15 protein-coding genes are annotated in these 18,325 nt (G+C 68.7%); 8 read left to right on the top strand and 7 right to left on the bottom strand.

What is annotated here, in order from left to right; all coding sequences use genetic code 11:
• Positions 1 to 4 precede the first annotated feature (4 nt).
• The 3 genes from anfO to LY44_RS16405 are packed head-to-tail and all read left to right on the top strand — an operon-like array spanning position 5 to position 1,871.
• Complete coding sequence (gene anfO / locus LY44_RS16415) at positions 5 to 685, top strand: Fe-only nitrogenase accessory protein AnfO (RefSeq protein WP_055209670.1); 681 nt, start codon at positions 5 to 7, stop codon at positions 683 to 685.
• Positions 682 to 1,203, top strand: coding sequence for a gamma-glutamylcyclotransferase family protein (locus tag LY44_RS16410; protein WP_055209671.1), 522 nt, complete (start codon positions 682 to 684; stop codon positions 1,201 to 1,203). Before anfO ends, LY44_RS16410 begins: the two co-directional genes overlap by 4 nt.
• An 11-nt stretch (positions 1,204 to 1,214) precedes the next feature.
• The gene (locus LY44_RS16405) at positions 1,215 to 1,871 is read left to right on the top strand and encodes a pyridoxamine 5'-phosphate oxidase family protein (RefSeq protein ID WP_055209672.1); all 657 of its coding nucleotides are present in this window, start codon (positions 1,215 to 1,217) and stop codon (positions 1,869 to 1,871) included.
• 529 nt (positions 1,872 to 2,400) lie between these two features.
• On the opposite strand, the gene LY44_RS16400 is transcribed toward LY44_RS16405, so the two are convergent.
• Complete coding sequence (locus LY44_RS16400; RefSeq protein WP_055209673.1) at positions 2,401 to 4,668, bottom strand: adenosylcobalamin-dependent ribonucleoside-diphosphate reductase; 2,268 nt, start codon at positions 4,666 to 4,668, stop codon at positions 2,401 to 2,403.
• 194 nt (positions 4,669 to 4,862) lie between these two features.
• Between LY44_RS16400 and LY44_RS16395 the strand changes: the two genes are divergently transcribed.
• Both LY44_RS16395 and LY44_RS16390 read left to right on the top strand, forming a co-directional pair.
• Positions 4,863 to 5,285 (top strand): DUF1489 family protein, encoded by a 423-nt coding sequence (locus LY44_RS16395; protein ID WP_055209703.1) that lies wholly within the window; start codon positions 4,863 to 4,865, stop codon positions 5,283 to 5,285.
• Positions 5,285 to 6,436 (top strand): amidohydrolase, encoded by a 1,152-nt coding sequence (locus LY44_RS16390; protein WP_055209674.1) that lies wholly within the window; start codon positions 5,285 to 5,287, stop codon positions 6,434 to 6,436. The genes LY44_RS16395 and LY44_RS16390 overlap by 1 nt, the downstream gene beginning before the upstream one ends.
• Here LY44_RS16390 and LY44_RS16385 read toward each other — a convergent pair.
• The 4 genes from LY44_RS16385 to LY44_RS16370 are packed head-to-tail and all read right to left on the bottom strand — an operon-like array spanning position 6,424 to position 13,167.
• Positions 6,424 to 8,523, bottom strand: a complete 2,100-nt coding sequence (locus LY44_RS16385; RefSeq protein ID WP_055209675.1) for a hypothetical protein — start codon at positions 8,521 to 8,523, stop codon at positions 6,424 to 6,426. The genes LY44_RS16390 and LY44_RS16385 overlap by 13 nt on opposite strands.
• On the bottom strand, positions 8,520 to 11,252 hold the full coding sequence (locus tag LY44_RS16380) for a DUF4159 domain-containing protein (RefSeq protein WP_055209676.1): 2,733 nt from the start codon (positions 11,250 to 11,252) through the stop codon (positions 8,520 to 8,522). Before LY44_RS16380 ends, LY44_RS16385 begins: the two co-directional genes overlap by 4 nt.
• Complete coding sequence (locus LY44_RS16375) at positions 11,249 to 12,157, bottom strand: DUF58 domain-containing protein (protein WP_055209677.1); 909 nt, start codon at positions 12,155 to 12,157, stop codon at positions 11,249 to 11,251. Before LY44_RS16375 ends, LY44_RS16380 begins: the two co-directional genes overlap by 4 nt.
• The gene (locus tag LY44_RS16370; protein WP_055209678.1) at positions 12,154 to 13,167 is read right to left on the bottom strand and encodes an AAA family ATPase; all 1,014 of its coding nucleotides are present in this window, start codon (positions 13,165 to 13,167) and stop codon (positions 12,154 to 12,156) included. The genes LY44_RS16375 and LY44_RS16370 overlap by 4 nt, the downstream gene beginning before the upstream one ends.
• 72 nt (positions 13,168 to 13,239) lie before the next feature.
• Between LY44_RS16370 and LY44_RS16365 the strand changes: the two genes are divergently transcribed.
• A complete protein-coding gene (locus tag LY44_RS16365; protein WP_055209679.1) occupies positions 13,240 to 13,824 on the top strand; it encodes a DUF1285 domain-containing protein in 585 nt (194 codons plus the stop codon).
• Positions 13,824 to 14,597 (top strand): TIM barrel protein, encoded by a 774-nt coding sequence (locus LY44_RS16360; protein WP_055209680.1) that lies wholly within the window; start codon positions 13,824 to 13,826, stop codon positions 14,595 to 14,597. Before LY44_RS16365 ends, LY44_RS16360 begins: the two co-directional genes overlap by 1 nt.
• Before the next feature lie 87 nt (positions 14,598 to 14,684).
• Here LY44_RS16360 and LY44_RS16355 read toward each other — a convergent pair whose 3' ends face one another.
• Entirely contained in the window at positions 14,685 to 15,962 is a 1,278-nt protein-coding gene (locus LY44_RS16355) for an Nramp family divalent metal transporter (RefSeq protein WP_236694900.1), read from the bottom strand.
• A gap of 171 nt (positions 15,963 to 16,133) precedes the next feature.
• On the opposite strand from LY44_RS16355, the gene mntR reads away from it, so the two are divergent.
• Positions 16,134 to 16,562: a manganese-binding transcriptional regulator MntR gene (gene mntR, locus LY44_RS16350; protein WP_055209704.1), complete on the top strand. Its 429-nt coding sequence runs from the start codon at positions 16,134 to 16,136 to the stop codon at positions 16,560 to 16,562.
• Positions 16,563 to 16,793: 231 nt separating this feature from the next.
• Here mntR and LY44_RS16345 read toward each other — a convergent pair whose 3' ends face one another.
• Positions 16,794 to 18,278, bottom strand: a complete 1,485-nt coding sequence (locus tag LY44_RS16345) for an alpha/beta hydrolase (protein WP_055209682.1) — start codon at positions 18,276 to 18,278, stop codon at positions 16,794 to 16,796.
• Between the last annotated feature and the right edge of the window lie 47 nt (positions 18,279 to 18,325).

The raw sequence follows: 18,325 nt of genomic DNA, 5'->3' as shown, positions 1-18,325 counted from the left end.
TCCCATGCAGATCGCGGTTTTTCTGGACGACACCGGCCAGCCCGTCAGCCTGAACGCCCCGGGTCGGCTGGTCCTTTACGAGGGCAGCGGCGATGACTGGCGGCTTGTCGAGGACTGGCCGCTGGAATTGCCGCGCGCGGGCGGCATCGCGGCCCTGCGCGCCGCCGTCGAACGCATGGTCTTCGCGCTTGCCCCCTGCACCGTGCTGATCTCGGCCGAGGTGCGCGGCTATGTCTATTCGCTCTTGCAGGAACAATACGGGTTCAGCGTCTGGCGCTCGACCGGGCCCGTCGAGGCGATGCTGGCCTCGGTCTGCGCGGGCGAGGAGGAACGGGCCAATCAGGCCGCCTGCTGCGACGCGAAACCCGAAGCGGGCTGCGGCAGCTGCGGCAGCAGGGTGACGGCGCTTTCCCCGCCGCCCGAGGTGCGCCCCGAAGACCGCCCCGACGGCACCCGGTTCATCGATCTGGCCGCGACGCTCGCCGCCGACGCCCGGCACAATTCGCGTTCGGTTCTGGGTCCGATCCTTGCCGCGGAACCGTTTCGCCCGCTTCTCATCCGCATGGACCATCAACCGCGCTGGTTCGCCCGCACCCTTCGCGCGATGGGCCTGCGCTTCACCGAAGACCGCCGCGAGGGCGCGCTTTTCATCACCGTCGCACGGCAAAAGGAACACGCGCAATGAAACAGGTTCTCGTCTTTGCCTATGGGCTTGATCTGCACCCCGAGGAGATCGGCAAGCTCTGCCCCTCGGCGAAACCGCTGGCGCGGGCCAGCGCCAAGGGCTGGCGGATCGGCTTCTTCGGCCATTCGCGGGTCTGGGACGGGGCCGAGGAAAGTCTGATCCCCGATCCCGACGCCCATGTGCCGGGCGTGCTTTACGCCCTTGCGCCGTCCGAGGCCGAGAGGCTGGAAGCCGCCCGCGGCGTGAAGCTGAACGGCACCGGGCGTTATTTCCACACCCCGCTCGACGTGACGACCGAGGATGGCCTATCCTTGGGGGCGGTGGCGCTGATCAAGACCGAACGGCGCGCGGAAAAACCGCCCAGCCGCCCCTATCGCGACCGCATCGTCGAAGGGGCGCGGCTGCACGGCCTGCCCGCCGATTACATCGCGGCGCTCGCGGCGCTGCCCGCCACCGACCCGGCCTATCCGGTGCCGATGGCGATTACCCTGCCGATCTTCGCCGGCTCCTGCTGCTGAAAGGAAAGACCATGACCGAGACCCCCGTTCCCGCGCCGACCGACCGCACCCGCGTGAAGCGCTTCCACTGGCTGGCCGCCTATGACCGCCCGACCATCGACGCGATCATCGACGCGGCGCTGGTGTGCCAGATCGGTTATGTGGTGGACGGCGCGCCGATCGTGACGCCGACCTGCCATTGGCGGATCGGCGATCACGTCTATTGGCACGGGTCTTCCGCCAGCCGGATGCTGCGCAATCAGGAAAGCGGCGTGCCGGTCTGTTTCTCGGTCACGCATCTGGACGGCGTGGCGTTTTCCCGGGCGGCCTTTGATCACAATATCCTCTATCGCTCGGTCATGGCCTTTGGCAAAACCGAACTGGTCGAGGGCGACGACAAGAAGACCGCGCTCGAGGCCTTTGTCACCCGTCTGGCGCCGGGGCTGTGGGATTATGCCCGCCCACCGACCGAACAGGAATGGAAGGCGTCAAAGGTGATCCGGATGAAACTTGACGAGGTTTCGGCCAAGGTCGCCGCCGGTCTGCCCGACGAGGATGCGGCCGATCTGGCGCTCGATCTCTGGGCCGGGCATGTGCCGGTGCGGATGGTGACGGACGCCCCGGTGCCCGATCCGAACCTGCGCCCCGGCATCGCCATGCCCGATTTCGTCCGCACCTTCGGGCTCTGAACGGGCATTTCCGCAGAAAGGCGGGAGGCGTGCCTCCCGCCTTCCGCTTCAAGCACAGGCTGATGTCGTGACGGGCGAACTCCAGAAATTGGACGAGCGCTACAAGTGCCGCAACCGCAAACCCTGGTATAATGTGCCCCTGAATGCCTCGACAGTTGGGGAGGTGGAGACGACGTCACCTCGTAGCGAGCCGTTTCAGCCGCCCAATCGCAGTATTTACGCCCGTTTCTGGCAAGAGGCCAAACGCTGCCTGACGAAAGGCCAAACATTGGGTGCCAAAAGGACAAATTTAGACGGGCAGGACAGCGAGTTTTGCGGCGAATGGCAAGTTTGTCCCGCGCCGCAACCATTAGGCGCCCAGTCCAGCGTGACAAAAGTCCGCAAATCCACCAGACGCGCAAACCATTGATATAAAAAGAGACCACCGACGGGGCTGCCGCCGGTGGTCATTAATGCTGTGCCGGAATGGTCACATCATCCCGGAAATGGACATTTTATAGTGGGTCCAACAAGAGGCTCCCAAAGCTCTTCAACCCGAACACTTGGAATGGCCGCAGTCGGCGCAGGTCAGGCACCCCTCCACCTTGCGCAGCGCGTAGCTGCCGCAGGACGGACAGGCCTCTCCTCTCGGCGCCTCGCCCACCACCATCGCCTCGGCGCGGGGGTCGCTTTTCAGGCCCATCCCCTCGCCCGCGATGAAGCCCGTCGCCACCAGATGCCGCTCGATCACGCCGCCGATCGCCGCCAGGATCGAGGGGATGTATTGCCCCGCCATCCAGGCGCCGCCGCGCGGATCGAAGACCGCCTTGAGTTCCCCCACCACGAAGCTCACATCGCCACCACGCCGGAACACCGCCGAGATCATCCGCGTCAGCGCCACCGTCCAGGCGTAATGCTCCATGTTCTTGGAATTTATGAAAACCTCGAAAGGTCGGCGATGCCCGCCCTGCACGATGTCGTTCACCGTGATGTAGATCGCATGTTCCGACCCCGGCCATTTCAGCTTGTAGGTCGCCCCCTCCAGCGACGGCGGCCGGTCCAGCGGTTCGGTCAGATAGACCACTTCGGCGCCGGTCTCGGTCTCGGGGGTCTTTTCCGAAGTTTCGGAAACTGTCAAAACCGATCCCGTCACCTCGTTCGGGCGGTAGGTGGTGCAGCCCTTGCAGCCGCTTTCAAAGGCCGCCATGTAGACATCCTTGAAATCGTCAAAGCTGATGTCCACCGGGCAGTTGATCGTTTTCGAGATGCTCGAGTCGATCCATTTCTGCGCCGCCGCCTGCATCTTGACGTGATCCATCGGCGCCAGCGTCTGGGCGTTGACGAAATACTCGGGCAGGGCAACGTCGCCTTTCATGTCCCGCCACAGCTTCACCGCGTAATCGACCACCTCTTCCTCGGTCCGGCTCCCGTCCTTTTGCAGCACCTTGCGGGTATAGGCATAGGCAAAGACCGGCTCGATGCCCGAAGACACGTTGCCCGCATAAAGCGAGATCGTCCCGGTGGGGGCGATCGAGGTCAAAAGCGCATTGCGGATCCCATGCGTGGCGATCGCCTGACGGACATCGTCGTCCATCTGCACCATGTTGCCGCTGCTCAGATATTTCTCGGCATCGAACAGCGGGAAAGCACCCTTTTCCCGGGCCAGATCGACCGAGGCCAGATAGGCCGCCCGGGCAATCGCCTTCATCCAGGCTTCGGTCTGCGCCGCCGCCCGGTCGTCGCCATAGCGCAGGCCCAGCATCAAAAGCGCATCGGCAAGCCCCGTCACCCCAAGCCCGATCCGGCGCTTGTTTGCGGCCTCGGCCTCCTGTTGCGGCAGCGGGAAGCGGCTGGCATCGACGACATTGTCCATCATCCGCACCGAGGTGCGAACGAGTTCGTCCAGCGCCGCCAGATCCAGCCGGGCCTGATCGGTGAAGGGCGCCGTGACCAGCCGGGCGAGGTTGACCGAGCCGAGCAGACAGGCGCCATAGGGCGGCAGCGGCTGCTCGCCGCAGGGGTTCGTCGCCGCGATCTGCTCCAGATAGGCCAGGTTGTTCATCGCATTGATCCGGTCGATGAAGATCACCCCGGGTTCCGCGAAATCATAGGTCGCGCGCATGATCTTGTTCCACAGATCGCGGGCGTTCAGCGTGTGATAGACCTTGCCGTCAAAGACCAGCTCCCACGGCCCGTCGGCCTTCACCGCTTCCATGAAGGCATCGGTGATCAGCACCGAGAGGTTGAACATCCGCAGCCGGGCCGAATCCTGTTTCGCGGTGATGAAGGCCTCGATATCGGGGTGATCGCAGCGCATCGTCGCCATCATCGCGCCCCTGCGCGAGCCGGCCGACATGATCGTGCGGCACATCGCATCCCAGACATCCATGAACGAGAGCGGCCCCGAGGCATCGGCCGCCACCCCCTTCACCGCCGCGCCGCGCGGCCGGATCGTCGAGAAATCATAGCCGATGCCGCCGCCCTGCTGCATCGTCAGCGCGGCTTCCTTCAGCATGTCGAAGATGCCGCCCATCGAATCGGGGATCGTGCCCATGACGAAGCAGTTGAACAAGGTCACCGCCCGGCCGGTGCCCGCGCCCGCCAGAATCCGCCCCGCGGGCAGGAATTTGAAATCTTCCAGCGCGGCGTAGAATTTCGGCTCCCAGAGCGCCGGATCGGCCTCGACCGAGGCCAGATCGCGGGCCACCCGGCGCCAGCTGTCTTCGACCGACACATCCAGCGGCAGGCCATCGGCATCCTTCAGCCGGTATTTCATGTCCCAGATCTGTTCGGCGATGGGGGCGGCAAAACGGGTCATGAGGCATCCTTTGGCAGCGACCGGCGGGCGGAAAGAGGGTTAAAGATACGTTGACGAGGGCAGGGGGTCAACGTCGGGGTGAACCGCGTTGCCCTCGGGCGACGCACTCTATATTGTGGTGTGACGGGAAACGGAAGACCACTTGTAGCGTTTTTGACCGAATGGTCTGGGCGCTTGCGACAGGAAAGAAGGCAATGACACAACCGCTGCATATCCTCAAGCTTTGTGTTGGCGCAGAGGGCGTCGAGGATCTGATCGCCTGGCAGCGGGCGCATTTCGGCACCGGCCCGGCGCGGCATGTGACGCGGATGTGGCCCAAGCGCGCCGAGGAAGTTTTGGCGGGCGGCTCGCTTTACTGGGTGATCAAGGGGCAGATCCTGGCGCGGCAGCCGATTCTCGATCTGCAGCCGGTGACCGGCGCCGATGGCATCGCCCGCTGTGCGCTGGTGCTCGACCCGGCGGTGATCCGCACCGATGCCGTGCCGCGGCGGCCGTTTCAGGGCTGGCGCTACTTTTCCGCGACCGAGGCGCCGCGCGATCTTGCGGCCGGGCGCGGGCAGGAGGAGCCCTTGCCCGGCGATCTGCAGGCGGCTCTGGCCGAGATCGGGCTGCGCTGATGCAGACGCGGCTGAGCAATTCCGATGTGATCGAGTTGACCGCCTGGCGCCACGCGCTGCACCGCGCCCCCGAGGTCTCGGGCGAGGAGGCCGGGACCGCGCGGGCGGTGGTGGCGGAGCTGACGCGGTCCCGGCCCGACCGGCTTCTGACCGGGCTGGGCGGCCATGGCGTCGCGGCTGTGTGGGAAGGCTCTGCGCCCGGGCCGACGGTGCTGATCCGCTGCGAACTGGATGCCTTGCCGATCCTTGAAACCGGCACCGTCGCGCATCGTTCGCAGGTGCCGGGCAAGGCGCATCTGTGCGGGCATGATGGCCATATGGCGATTGTCGCGGGCGTTGCCCGGGGGCTGGCGCGGCAGCGGCCGAAACGCGGCCGCGCCGTGCTGCTGTTCCAACCCGCCGAGGAAGACGGCTCGGGCGCGGCGGCGGTGATCGCCGATCCGCGCTTTGCCGAAATTCGCCCCGATCTGGCGCTGTCCTTGCACAATTACCCCGGGCTGGCGCTGGGGCAGGGCGTCGTGCGTCCCGGGCCCGCCAATTGCGCTTCGCGCGGGGTGAAGATCCGTCTCGCGGGCCGCACTGCCCATGCCGCGCAGCCCGAGACGGGGCTGTCGCCGGGCCCGGCACTGGCGCGGCTGATCGACCGCCTGCCCGCTTTGGGCCGGGGCGGTCCGGTCACCGACCCGGCGTTTTCGCTGGTCACCGTCACCCATGCCCGGCTGGGCGAGCCCGCCTTCGGCATCGCCCCGGCGGTGGCCGAGCTTTGGGCCACGCTGCGCACCCAGACCGATGCGGGGATGGCGGCGCTTGTGGCCGCGACCGAGGCCGCGGTGGCCGGGGCCGCAGGCTCTTTGGGCGTGGCCATCAGCTATCATGACATTTTCACCGCCTGCACCAATGCGCCCGAGGCGGTGGCCGTTCTGCGCGCGGCGATGGCGGTCGAGGCGATCCCCGAGGGCGAGGCCGAAGTGCCGATGCGCGCCTCCGAGGATTTCGGTCGTTTCGGCGCGCTGGCCCCCGCGGCGATGCTGCTTCTGGGCGCGGGCGAGGCCAGCCCCAGCCTGCACAATTCCGATTACGATTTCCCCGACAGTCTCATTCCGGTGGGCGCATCGCTCTTCCTGCGCTGCCTGGCCGATCAGTTGGGCTGATCGCCCCGCCGCCGCCCCTCGATCAGCCAGGCGGCGACGGCCAGCGCCGCGACAAGGGCCAGCCAGGCCCAGCCCGGCAAAAGCGCCCTCAGCCGGATGTCGGTCGTGGCCGTGACCTCGCGCGGGGTGACGCCGATCCAGCCACGCCCGGCGGCGACGCGGCCCGGCCGCACCTGCCGCAGGTCGGGGATACCGTTTTCCAGCGCCACCTCGGACCCGCCCGAAGCCGCGATCAGGGGCGCCAGCGCCGCGCCCGAGGCGACCGGGGTTTCATATTCGCGCGCACTGGCCGGACCCAGCGCCACGACGCGCTCAAGATCATCCTGCTTCAGCCGGTAAAGCCCCTCGGCGGGCGCGGTCCAGCCCTGCGCGAACCGGCCCGGTTCGACCTGCGGCAGGGTCACGGTTTCGACCGTGCCATCGGGCCGGGTGATCTGCACCGGGCTTGCCCTGTCCTGCATCGTGCGGCGGGTGATCGTCACCGACAGGCTGCCCGGCTCGACCTCGGCCTGCAGCGCTTCTTCTTCAAGGTCCGGTTCCTTCATCGCCCAATGCGCGATGCGGCGCAGAAGTTCCAGTTGCGGCCCGCCGCCCTCGTAGCCGCGATCCCAAAGCCAGGCGTGATCGGAGGCCAGAAGCGCCACCCGCCCCTTGCCCGCCCGGTCCAGAACCAGCAGCGGCGCCTCCTGCGCGCCCTGCATCACCACCTCGCCGCGCGCGCCGGTCAGCTCGATCTGCCGCAGCCAGCGGCCCCAATGGTTGGCGCCCGGATCGCCCGCAGGCGGCGGCGCCCCCGTCAGCCCCGCCGTCACCGGATGGCGCAACCCAAGCACGGTCGGGCGCGGCAGGAAGGCGGTTGAGAGCACCCGACCGGTCGGCCGCGCGGGCAGGATGTCGCCCAGGGGCGTCTGCCACAGGCTTTCAACGGTGGCAAACTCTGGTCCTGCCGAAACCAGCACCGCGCCGCCGCGCTCGACATAGGCGCGGATATTCTCGAAATAGGCGGCGGGCAGGATGCCGCGCTCGGCATAGCGGTCAAAGATGATCAGGTCGAATTCGTCGATCTTGTCGAGGAACAGCTCCTGCGTCGGAAAGGCGATCAGCGAGAGTTCGGAAACCGGCGTGCCGTCCTGCTTTTCCGGCGGGCGCAGGATGGTGAAATGCACCAGATCCACCCCGGCATCGGATTTCAGAAGGTTGCGCCAGGTCCGTTCGCCCGCATGCGGCTGGCCCGAGACCAGAAGCACCCGCAGCCGGTCGCGCACGCCGTTGATGCTGACCACGGCGCTGTCATTCTGCGCCGTCAGCTGCCCCGGCGCGGCATCAAGACTGAACTGCACCACATTCTGCCCGGCATGCTCGAGCTGCAAGGGCAGTTCCAGATCCTGCCCCACCATCACCGGATAGTCCTGCGGCGCGGCGCCATCGATCGAGATCGTCAGCCGCGCCGTCGCCCCTGCCGCGGGCGGCACGGCGCCGCTGTCTTCAACCTTCAGACGGATCACCGTTTCCTCGCCGATGATGCCGAAAGCCGGGGCGGTTTCGATCACCAGCCTGCGGTCCCAGTCGCTGGCGTGACCGGTGCGCAGAAGATGCAGCGGCGCGGGCAGATCGGGCAGCGCCTCGGGGTCATGCAGGCGCCCGTCGGAAAGCACGACCACCCCGGCCACCCGCCCGCGCGGCTCGGCCGCGAGCGCCTCGGAGAGCACCGCGCCAAGCTGCGTGCCCGCGTTCTGCGCGCCGTCCCGCACGGTGGCGCGGCGCAATTCGGTATTGGGCAGCGCGGTGATGGCGGCCGAGAGCTGCGCCAGCGCCGCATCGGTCTGCGCCCCGCGGTCGGACAGCATTTGCGAGGCGGAGCGGTCATCGACCAGAAGCACGATGTCGGACAGCGCGGTCTTGTCCTCATGCTGGACCGAGGGCTGCGCCAGCCCGCCCAAAAGCGCGAGCAATGCCAGACCGCGCAAGGCCCAGCCCTTCAGCCCGCGCCAGAGCGCGACGGCCAGCAACAGCACGGCCAAGGCCGAAAGCCCGGCCAGCACCGGCCAGGGCACAAGCGGCGCAAAAACGACCGAAACCCCGTTCATTGCCCGAGCCTTTCCAAAAGCGCAGGCACATGCACCTGATCGGATTTGTAATTCCCGGTCAGCACATGCATGACCAGATTGACCCCGAACCGCGCGGCGATCTCGCGCTGACGCTCGCCCGCCTGACCGCGGCCCACCGGGAACATCGGCTGGCCGACCTCATCGACCGCCCAGGCACTGGCCCAGTCGTTGCCGCCGATCACCACCGGCGTTACCCCGTCGTTGAGGTTGCGAAACGGCATCCCCTCGGCCTGTTCGGCATCCGCGGGCGCGGCCTCGACCCAGATCGGGCCGTCATGGCGGCCGGGCATCGTCTGCAGCAGATAAAAGCTGCGCGTCAGCACATGATCGGCGGGCAGGGGTTCAAGCGGCGGAATGTCCAGCGGCGCGGCCAAGGCCTGCAGCCGCCGCCCGGCCCCGGTCGCCGCCCCCATCCCCGCCAGATCGGCATCGCGGGTGTCGAACAGGATCATCCCGCCGCCGCGCAGATAGCGGTTGAGTTTCGTATAGGCCGCGGGCGAGGGCGTCGGCGCGGTCTCGGTCACCGGCCAATAGATCAGCGTGAACAACGCCAGATCATCGGTCTCAAGGTCAAGCTGCATCGGTGCCGAGGGCTCGACGGTGGTGCGCCGCGTCAGCGTCTGGCCCAGCCCGCGCAGCCCCGCCATCGAGACCGCATCAATCGTCGCGTCGCCCGTCGGCACAGAGGCAAAAACCACGTTCGCGGCGGCTTCGATGGCGCGCGACTCGGGCATTGTCTGCGCTTGCGGCGGCGAGGGCAGCAGCAGCACGGCCAGCGCCGCCACCGCCGCCGCGCGCGGGCCGCGCAGCCGCCCCGACAGCGCCAGCGTCGCCAGAATGTCGAGCAAAAGTGCCACCAGCGCGAGGGCCAGCGCCAGCCCGGCCAGCGGCCGCTGTTTCGGCGCGGTCTCGCCCTCGAGCGTCACGCCCGCGGGCCAGAGCGCCGGGGCCAGCTGGCGCCCGCGCGGCAGGGCGTTCAGCGCCAGAACCTGATCCGTGGTCGCGTAAAGCCCGGGCGGCAGATCGGGGCCGGGGGGGCCCTCGGCCAGATCCGCGCCCTTGACCCCCGCCGCGGCCTCGCTCGCGGTCAGAAGCCCGAACCCGTCCAGCCGCTTGCGCGGGGTGAAGGTCTGCCCGGCCAGATCCTCGGCCGAGGGGGCGGCGGGCCGGGCAGAGACGGAAAGCCGGTCCAGCATCTGCGGAAACAGCCCTGAAAGCGGCAGGTTCGACCATTCCGCATTCGCGGTGACGTGAAACAGCACCACCGCCCCCTGACCCAGCGCCTTGCGGGTGACCAGCGGCGTGCCATCGGCCAGCGCGGCAATGCTGCGCGCGCCCAGATCCGGGTCGGGCTCGGCCAGAACCTGTTCGCGCACGGTGACCTCGTCGGGCAGGATAAGCCCGGCAAAGGGCGAGGTCTCGGCAAAGGGGGCAAGCTTGCGCGGCGCGCCCCAGCTCATCGTGCCGCCGACCGACCGGCCGCCCTGGCGCAGCCGCACCGGCAAGAGCGGATCATCACCGGTCCCGGCCGCGGCCAGCCGTGGCCCGGCAAAGCGGATCAGCATGCCGCCCCTTTCGACCCAGGCCAGAAGATCCGCCGTTTCCGCGACCTCGCCGACATCGGCCAGAATGATCACATCGGGCTTCACCGGCAGCGCATCGGCGAGCGTCGCCTCGATCAGATCGGCCGAAGGGGCCAGCGCCTGATGCAGATAATGGGTGGGGGAAAGCAGTTCGAGCCCCTCGCGCGCGGAGCCGGGCGCGATCAGCGCCACCTTGCGCCGCTTTTGCGCATCATCGGTCAGGCTGACCGCCCCGGCCGAGCGCAGGCCGGAAATCTCGAAGCGGGTGATGCGGTTGCGCAATTCGGGCGGCAGATCGAAGACCGCCTCGGCCTGCGCCTGATCGCGCAGCGTCACCGGCTGGCGGGCCAGCTCCCGTTCGAGGCCGGAGGGATCGGCCCCCAGCGCCGCCACCTCGACCACGCGATTGACCGGGGCCGAGGCGTGAAGCGGCAGGTTCAGCCTGGCGCCATCGACCGTCGCCGCGTCCAGCGCCAGCACCGGGCCTGCGGGCTGCCAGACCTTCAGCCTGCCATGCGCCTGCACGGCCCTTGCCAAGGCCGCGCGGCTGGTGCGGTCAAGCCCGTCCGAGAGCCAGAGCGTGTCATAGCTTCCATCGGGCAGGAGGCGCGCCGGATCGAGGTCGATCGAGGGCTCCCAGGCCTGCGGCTGCAGCCCGGGCAGGGAGGCCAGCAGATCGCGGGCCTCGGTGAAGGGCGGCGGGGCCGGGGGTGGATCGGCAAGCGAGATCAGCGCCACCGGCCGGCCCGCGGCCGCGGCCTCGGTCAGGGCGCGGGTCAGCCGCTCGATCCGGCGCGGCCAGCTGGCGGCCGAGGCCCAGCTGCCGTCTTCAAGGATCAAGAGCGGCCCGCGGGCGGGATCAAGCTTTGCCGGGTGCAGCACTGGCCCGGCAAAGCCGATGATCGCCGCGGCCAGTGCCAGCATCCGCAGCGCCAGAAGCCACCACGGCGTGCGCTCGGCCTGCACCGTTGCATCGGTCAGACCCAGCAGCAGCGCCACGCCCGGAAAGCGGCGCCGGATCGGCGCGGGGGGCGTGGCGCGCAGAAGCCACCACAGCAGCGGCAGCGCGATCAGCCCGGCCAGAAGCCAGGGCGCGGTGAAGCCAAGCGGACCGAGCACCATCATCGCCAGCCCCCGCCAAGCGCGCCATGCAGCCACAAGAGCGCCGCCTGCGCCGGGGCGCCGGTGTGATGGCTGGCAAAGGCCCAGCCCGATTGCCGGGCGATGCGGGCAAGGTGGTCCCGCCGTTCGGCCAGCCGGGCGCGATAGCGCGCGCGCAGATCGCCCGCCTCGCGGGTCTCGAACCGCAGCCCGCCCGCCATCGAGGTGAAGACGGTGCGGCCGTCATAGGGGAACTCTTCCTCGGCCGGGTCGAGCACCTGCAGCAGCACGCCACTCACGCCGCGCCCGGCCGCGCCCGAGAGCACGGTTTCAAGCCCCGCCGGATCGGTGAAGAAATCCGACAGCACCACCACCCGCGCCTGCGGGGCCACGGCGGACAGATCGGGGGCGGCATAATCCAGCGCCGAGGTCTCGGCCAGAAGCGCCTGTGCCAGCGTCAGAAGCTGCGCCTTGCCCGGGCGCGGCGGGGCAAGCGGGCTGGTCAGCCCCACCCGTTCCCCCGCCCGCAGCGCGGAAATCGCCAGCGCCAGCGCCAGCAGCCGGGCGCGGGACAGTTTTTCGGGCCGGGCCTTGCGGCCGGTCTCGGCGCCGGTAAAGCGCATCGAGGCGGCCGGATCGACCCAAAGGCACAAAGATTGTGCCAGCTGCGCCTCGCGCTCGCGGATGAATTGCGTGTCCGACCGCGCCGAGCGGCGCCAGTCGACAAAGCGGGCGGCATCGCCGGAATGCGCCGGGCGGTATTGCCAGAATTCCTCGCCCGCCCCGGCGCGTCGGCGGCCATGACCGCCCATCTGCATGGTATTGGCCAGATGTTCGGCGGCGATCAGCAGCGCGGGCAGGGCGGCGGCTTCCGCTTCGGCCGCCCGGCGCAGATCGCGTGCCGCCGCGTCGGGAAGCGGATCGCTCACGCGGCGGCCTCGGCACCGGTGCCCAGAACCTCGGTCACGGCACGGGCGATGATCGCCGACAGCGTCTCGCCGCGGGCGCGGGCGGCGAAGGTCAGCGCCATGCGGTGGCTGAGCACCGGACGGGCGAGCGCCGCCACATCGTCGAGCCCGGGCGCCAGGCGGCCATTGAGCAGCGCGCGCGCGCGCACCGTCAGCATCAGCGCCTGCGCCGCGCGCGGGCCGGGGCCCCAGGAAAGGCTGTCGCGGATGACGGGCAGCGCCTCGGGCTCGCCGGGGCGGCAGGCGCGGACCAGATCGAGGATCGCCTCGACCACGCGATCGCCGACCGGCATGCGGCGGACAAGCTGCTGCGCCGCGATCAGCTCGGCGGGGGTGAAGACGGCGATGGCGCTGGCGGCCTCGACCCCGGTCGTGGCCAGAAGAATGTCGCGTTCGGTGGCGCGGGTCGGATACTCGACATCGACCTGCACAAGGAAGCGGTCCAGCTGCGCCTCGGGCAGGGGATAGGTGCCCTCCTGTTCGATCGGGTTTTGCGTGGCGAGAACGTGAAAGGGCGGCCCGAGCGGCCGATGCACGCCCGCCACCGTCACCTCGCGCTCCTGCATCGCCTGAAGCAGCGCCGATTGCGTGCGGGGGCTGGCGCGGTTGATTTCATCGGCCATCAGAAGCTGGCAGAAGATCGGCCCTTCGAGGAAGCGAAACGCGCGGCTGCCATCGGCGGCGGTTTCCAGCACCTCGGAGCCGAGGATATCGGCGGGCATCAGATCGGGAGTGAACTGGATGCGCGCAGGCGCAAGGCCCATCACCGTGGCCAGCGTATCGACCAGCATCGTCTTGCCCAGCCCCGGCAGGCCGACCAAAAGCGCATGCCCGCCCGAAAGCAGCGCGGCAAGCGTCAGCTCCACCACGCGTTCCTGGCCGATGAAGCGGCGGTTCACCGAGGCACGGGCGGCGCCCAGTTTGCTGCCCAGAGCCTCGATCTCGGCCAGAAGGGTGTCGGTCTCGGTCATGACAGGGCTCCGGTTGCGCGTTATACGGGTAGAGAAACAGATAAACCGTCGCAGCCCAACCGCAAAGAGAAGATGACCGAGAAAGCCGCGCCACAATTCGCCGTGAAGCCGCCGAGCGCGGAGGGGATCGCCGCAGCCCTGACGAAAGCCGGGGCCAAGGGGCCGCCGCCGGTGCATCTGTGGGATCCGCCCTTTTGCGGCGATCTGGACATCGAGATCCGTCGCGACGGGACCTGGTTCTATCTGGGCACGCCGATCGGGCGCGAGGCTCTGGTGCGGCTTTTCGCTTCGGTGCTGAAGCTGGAAGACGGCAAGTTCTATCTGGTGACCCCGGTCGAAAAGGTCGGCATCCGGGTGCAGGATGCGCCCTTCCTGGCCGTCGATTGCACCGCCGAGGCGGGGGATCTGCGCTTTGTGACGAATGTGGGGGATACGGTCGTGGCGGGGCCCGCGCATCCGATCCGGGTGGTGATCGCGGCGGATGGCGCACCGCGGCCCTATCTGCATGTGCGCCGCGGCCTTGAAGCCCTGATCGACCGCAAGACCTTTTACCGGCTGGTCGATCTGGCCGCGCCCGGCACGCAGGACGGCGAGGACTGGCTTGGGCTGACCTCGGGCGGGATGTTCTTTCCGATCCAGCGGATGGCGGAGATGTGATGGTGAAACTGGCCGCCGATCTGACCACGCTGTTTCAGGAACTGCCCTTTGCGGCGCGGTTCTCGGCGGCGCAGGCGGCGGGCTTTGCGGGGGTGAGCCTGGCGTCCCCCTATGACGGGCCGGTGCAGGAGCTGCGCGACCGGCTGGTGATGTCGGGGCTGCTCTTCGCGGCGATGGTGGCGCCGCCGCCGAATTACACCGGTGCGGCGCAGGGCTTTGCCGCGACGCCGGGGGGCGAAGAGCGGTTTCAGCGCGATTTCAAGCGGATGCTGCGTTACGCCGAGGTGCTGAGGCCCGGGGCGATCGAGATCCTGCCGGGCCCCGAGGGCGAGACCGGGACGCTTCTGCGCAATCTGCGCTGGGCGACGGGGGCGGCGCCCAAGCGCGTCTTCACCCTGGCGCCGCGGCCCGGGGGCAGTTTTCTGCAAGGCTATGATCAGCTGGCCGAGGTGCTGGCAGGGGTGGGCGCGGACAATCTGGGCCTCTGTCTCGATACCGCGACCGCGGCGGCTCTGGGCGCGTCGCCCGAGGCTTTGGCCGAACGCTTCGGCGCCGATCTGCGCCATGTTGCGCTGGCCTCGGCGCCCGACCGGGCCGAGCCGGGATCGGACGGGTTCGATGTGGCCGGGTTCCTGAACCGGCTTGCGGCGGCGGGTTACAAGGGCTGGGTGAGCGCCGATTACACGCCGAAGCTGACAACGGCGGCGGGGCTGGGCTGGATGCCGTCCGCGCCGGTGGCGGCGCCGAAGAGGCGCAAGAAACAGGCCGGGTGAGGATTTCGCCTCGGCTGAGGCCGAGGCGACCCGTGGGGGGCTCTGCCCCCCACACCCCCCGGGATATTTGGACCAAGGTGAAAGGGATCAGGAGAGGAAGGGCATTTCGATGCCGAAGGCGCCGAGCAGCAGGACCATGTTGAGCGACAGGACGACACAGGCGCCCAGGGCCGCCGCCGCCTGAACCTTGCGCGTGGGGACGAAGGCGCCCATCACCTCGGGTTTGCGGATCAGCCACAGCAGGGCGAGCATCGGCACCGGCAGCGCGATCGAGAGCACGACCTGGCTCATCACCAGCGCATCGGTGGCATTGGCGCCCGAGGCGACGACGACGAAAGCGGGCACCATCGTCACCGCCCGACGCAGCCAGAGCGGCAGACTGATCCGCAGGAAGCCCTGCATGATCATCTGCCCCGCCATCGTGCCGACGACCGAGGATGAAATCCCCGAGGCGATCAGCGACAAAAGGAAGGCCGCCGCCGCGAAGCCGCCCAGAAGCGGGGTCAGCGTGTGATAGGCGGTCTCGATTTCCGCCACTTCGGCATGGCCATTGTGGAAGGCCGAGGCCGCCATCATCACCATCGCCATGTTGATCAGACCGGCGCCCGCCAGCGCCACGATCACCTCGATGTTGGAGATCCGCACCATCCGGCGCCGGTCGCTGTCGCTGCCCAGAATGGCGCGGTTCTGTGTCAGTCCCGAATGCAGGAAGATCGCATGCGGCATCACCGTGGCGCCGATGATGCCCACCGCAATGGTCAGCGCGCCCGCATCGGGCAGGCTCGGTGTGGTGAGGCCGCCCACCGCCTGACCCCAGTCGATCGGCGCGATCAGCACCTCGGCCAGATAGCTCAGCCCGATCACCCCCACCATCGACCCGATCGCCAGTTCCATCGGCCGGAAACCCTGCGCCTCGAACATCAGGATCGCATAGGTGATCACCGCGGTCAGCGCCATGCCCCACAAAAGCGGAATGCCCAGCAGCAGCGAAAAGCCGATGGCGCCGCCAAGGAATTCGGCCAGATCGGTGGCCATCGCGGCGACCTCGCTGACCGCCCACATGCACAGCACCAGTGGGCGGGGCAGGTGATCGCGGCTCAGTTCCGCCAGATTGCGCCCGGTGACGATGCCAAGCCGGGCCGAAAGCGCCTGAAACAGCATCGCGATCAGGTTGGCCATCAGCACCACCCAGAGCAGCGCATAGCCGTAGCCCGCCCCCGCCTGGATGTTCGTCGCGTAATTGCCGGGATCCATATAGGCGACCGAGGCGATCACCGCCGGGCCGACAAAGGCCAGCATCGCCAGCGGGCCGCGCCGTTCGCCACCGATCACCGCGGACATCGTCGCCCGCGCCCGCCCGGACATGGAGTTTTCCTGGATCATCCTGGCCCCCGGAACCTGTTGCTGCAAGGTGTAGCCTTGGCTACACTTCTGTCAAGCGGCTTCCCGGCACGGGCAGGCAGAAACCCGGTGCGGCTCCGGGGGGCGTTTCCAAATCCGGGGCAAGGCGATAAAATGGTGCGAAAAGGACCCAAGATGCCCGAAGATACCGCCCCTGCCGATCTGACGACGATGCGCTTTTCCCGGGCCCGGGAGGCGCAGGCCATGGCTGTCCTGGAAGATTACGCCGAGATGATCGATGATCTGGCGCGGCAGATGGGCGAGGCGCGGATCACCGACATCGCGGCGCGGATGGGGGTGACGCATCCGACGGCGACGAAGGCGGTGGCGCGGCTCAAGCGCGAGGGGCTGGCGGTGTCGCGGCCCTATCGCGGCGTGTTCCTGACCGAACTGGGGACGGAGCTGGCAGCGCGGGTGCGGATGCGGCATCGGGTGGTTGTCGATCTGCTGATCGCGGTGGGGGTGCCCGCCGAGACCGCCGAGATCGACGCCGAGGGGCTGGAGCATCATGTGTCGGAGGCGACGCTGCGGGCGTTCGAGGCCTATCTGGCGCAGCGCGGCTGACATCCAGCGTTTGTTCGGGCGGAGAAGGAAAGGCATCGCCTTTCCCCGCCCGTCACGATCCGGTGTTGCCAGGACCGTTTCCGCAAGCGTGACAGAGGGCGGCGCCTGCCCCGGCGGGCGAGAAGCGCCCGCCATGGGCGGGGCGGGCGCTGGCCGAGTGCCTGATGCACTCGGCGTCCATGGGGCATCTGGCGCACGTGGCTTCGGCGATGGCCCCGGCCAAGGGATGCGTCACGGGCTGAACAGCGGGAAGCAGACGCCCAGCACCCAGGCAAGACAAAGACCAAGCCCCAGCCCCGCCACCGTCGCCCCGGAGCGGCGCGCGATCCAGCGGCCCATCAGCCCGTGCACGCAGAAGAACAGCAGCAAAAGCGGCAGCGCGATCAGGAGGAACATCAGCCGGTCGAAATCCAGCGCCGCGGCGAGGGCGAACGAGCCGAAGAGGAACACCCGCCCGACGATCCGGCGCCAAAGCGCTGCATGCCCGGCCTCGGTCAGCTGCGCATCGGCAATCAGCGCGGGCACGGTGCCAAAGGCCAGAACCGCGATCAGCAACAGCCGCTCGGGCGAGGGCCAGTAGCTGGCGGCGTAGCGATCCAGCGCGAGGCCGAAGGCGCCAAGCCCCCAGATCAGGAACAGCCCCACCGGCAGCAGCGAGAGCCCGGCGCGCAGGCCCTGCCAGCCGCGCAGCAGCGTGATCTGCAAAAGCCCGTAACAGGCCAGATGCACCATCAGGTAATCGGCGACCAGCACCGGCAGGAAATCGATGTGAAACCGGGTCAGCACCACGGGCACGATCAGCGCGGGCAGGATCGAGGCGAGCAGGAACCGCCGCACCGGCACCGGCGCGGGATCGGCGCGTTTGGGCTGCAGCACCGCCAGCGGATGCACCGCCAGCACGAGGCCGATCAGCAGCACGACAATCCAGAGCCCCATCGAAGAGACATCGCCGCCCGAAACGCGGGCATAGGTGGCATCGAACCAGTCGCGCGCCGCCACGACCGCGGTCGGGCTGTAAAGCACGCCGACATGTTCCACATGCGGTGCCACGACGGCCATCCGCACCACCGGACCGGCGCTGGCCAGTTCGCCCTCGCCCTTCGTCGGATCGACCTGATGGACGTAATCGAGGGCAAAGCCGCGCAGGCCGCCTTCCCATTCGCCCGAGATCACCAGCAGCCGCGGCGGCTCGGTGGCCGTGACCGCCTGCGAGAACATCGAGATCGCCACCACGGCATCGACGGGACGCCCGGCCGCGGCCTCCTGTTCGGCGGCGCGCACCAGAATGTCGGTGGCCATCGAATGACCCAGAAGCGACACGCCGGGCGCGCCGGGCAGGGCACGGGCGGCCGCGATCACCCGGCGGACCTCGGCCACCAGAAACACCGTCGTGCCGTCGATCTTCGTCACATCGCCGCGCATCGGCTGCGGATTGCGGCCGTGACCCTCGCTGTCGAAGGCCAGCACACGATAGCCCGCCTGCGCCAGCCGCAGGGAATAGGCCTGCATGATCTGCCGCGATCCTGCGAAACCATGCGCGATGACCACGGCGGGGCCGGTCGCGCCGGGCTGTTCGTAAAGCGTCACCGGGGTCGCGCCGACCTTGAAATCGGCGATGGCAAGCCCGGCCCGGTCACGCTCCAGCATGAAGACCGAAGTCAGGATCAGCAGCAGGGCAAGGGCGAAGGTGGCAAGATGGCGGAGGGGGTGACGCAACGGGAACCTCGGGAAAACGGATGTCTCTCTATGTGCGGCAAAGCCCG

It is taken from the genome of Rhodobacter capsulatus, from assembly GCF_003254295.1.
Lineage (GTDB): Bacteria > Pseudomonadota > Alphaproteobacteria > Rhodobacterales > Rhodobacteraceae > Rhodobacter > Rhodobacter capsulatus.
Note: the sequence above shows the minus strand (reverse complement) of the source record. Positions and strands in the feature narration are given on the sequence as shown.

Bases quoted from the DNA above. Each gene is read 5' to 3' on its own strand.
- anfO (WP_055209670.1), top strand. From the start codon at position 5: ATGCAGATCGCGGTTTTTCTGGACGACACCGGCCAGCCCGTCAGCCTG.
- LY44_RS16410 (WP_055209671.1), top strand. From the start codon at position 682: ATGAAACAGGTTCTCGTCTTTGCCTATGGGCTTGATCTGCACCCCGAG.
- LY44_RS16405 (WP_055209672.1), top strand. From the start codon at position 1,215: ATGACCGAGACCCCCGTTCCCGCGCCGACCGACCGCACCCGCGTGAAG.
- LY44_RS16400 (WP_055209673.1), bottom strand. From the start codon at position 4,668: ATGACCCGTTTTGCCGCCCCCATCGCCGAACAGATCTGGGACATGAAA.
- LY44_RS16395 (WP_055209703.1), top strand. From the start codon at position 4,863: ATGACACAACCGCTGCATATCCTCAAGCTTTGTGTTGGCGCAGAGGGC.
- LY44_RS16390 (WP_055209674.1), top strand. From the start codon at position 5,285: ATGCAGACGCGGCTGAGCAATTCCGATGTGATCGAGTTGACCGCCTGG.
- LY44_RS16385 (WP_055209675.1), bottom strand. From the start codon at position 8,523: ATGAACGGGGTTTCGGTCGTTTTTGCGCCGCTTGTGCCCTGGCCGGTG.
- LY44_RS16380 (WP_055209676.1), bottom strand. From the start codon at position 11,252: ATGATGGTGCTCGGTCCGCTTGGCTTCACCGCGCCCTGGCTTCTGGCC.
- LY44_RS16370 (WP_055209678.1), bottom strand. From the start codon at position 13,167: ATGACCGAGACCGACACCCTTCTGGCCGAGATCGAGGCTCTGGGCAGC.
- LY44_RS16365 (WP_055209679.1), top strand. From the start codon at position 13,240: ATGACCGAGAAAGCCGCGCCACAATTCGCCGTGAAGCCGCCGAGCGCG.
- LY44_RS16360 (WP_055209680.1), top strand. From the start codon at position 13,824: ATGGTGAAACTGGCCGCCGATCTGACCACGCTGTTTCAGGAACTGCCC.
- LY44_RS16355 (WP_236694900.1), bottom strand. From the start codon at position 15,962: ATGTCCGGGCGGGCGCGGGCGACGATGTCCGCGGTGATCGGTGGCGAA.
- mntR (WP_055209704.1), top strand. From the start codon at position 16,134: ATGCCCGAAGATACCGCCCCTGCCGATCTGACGACGATGCGCTTTTCC.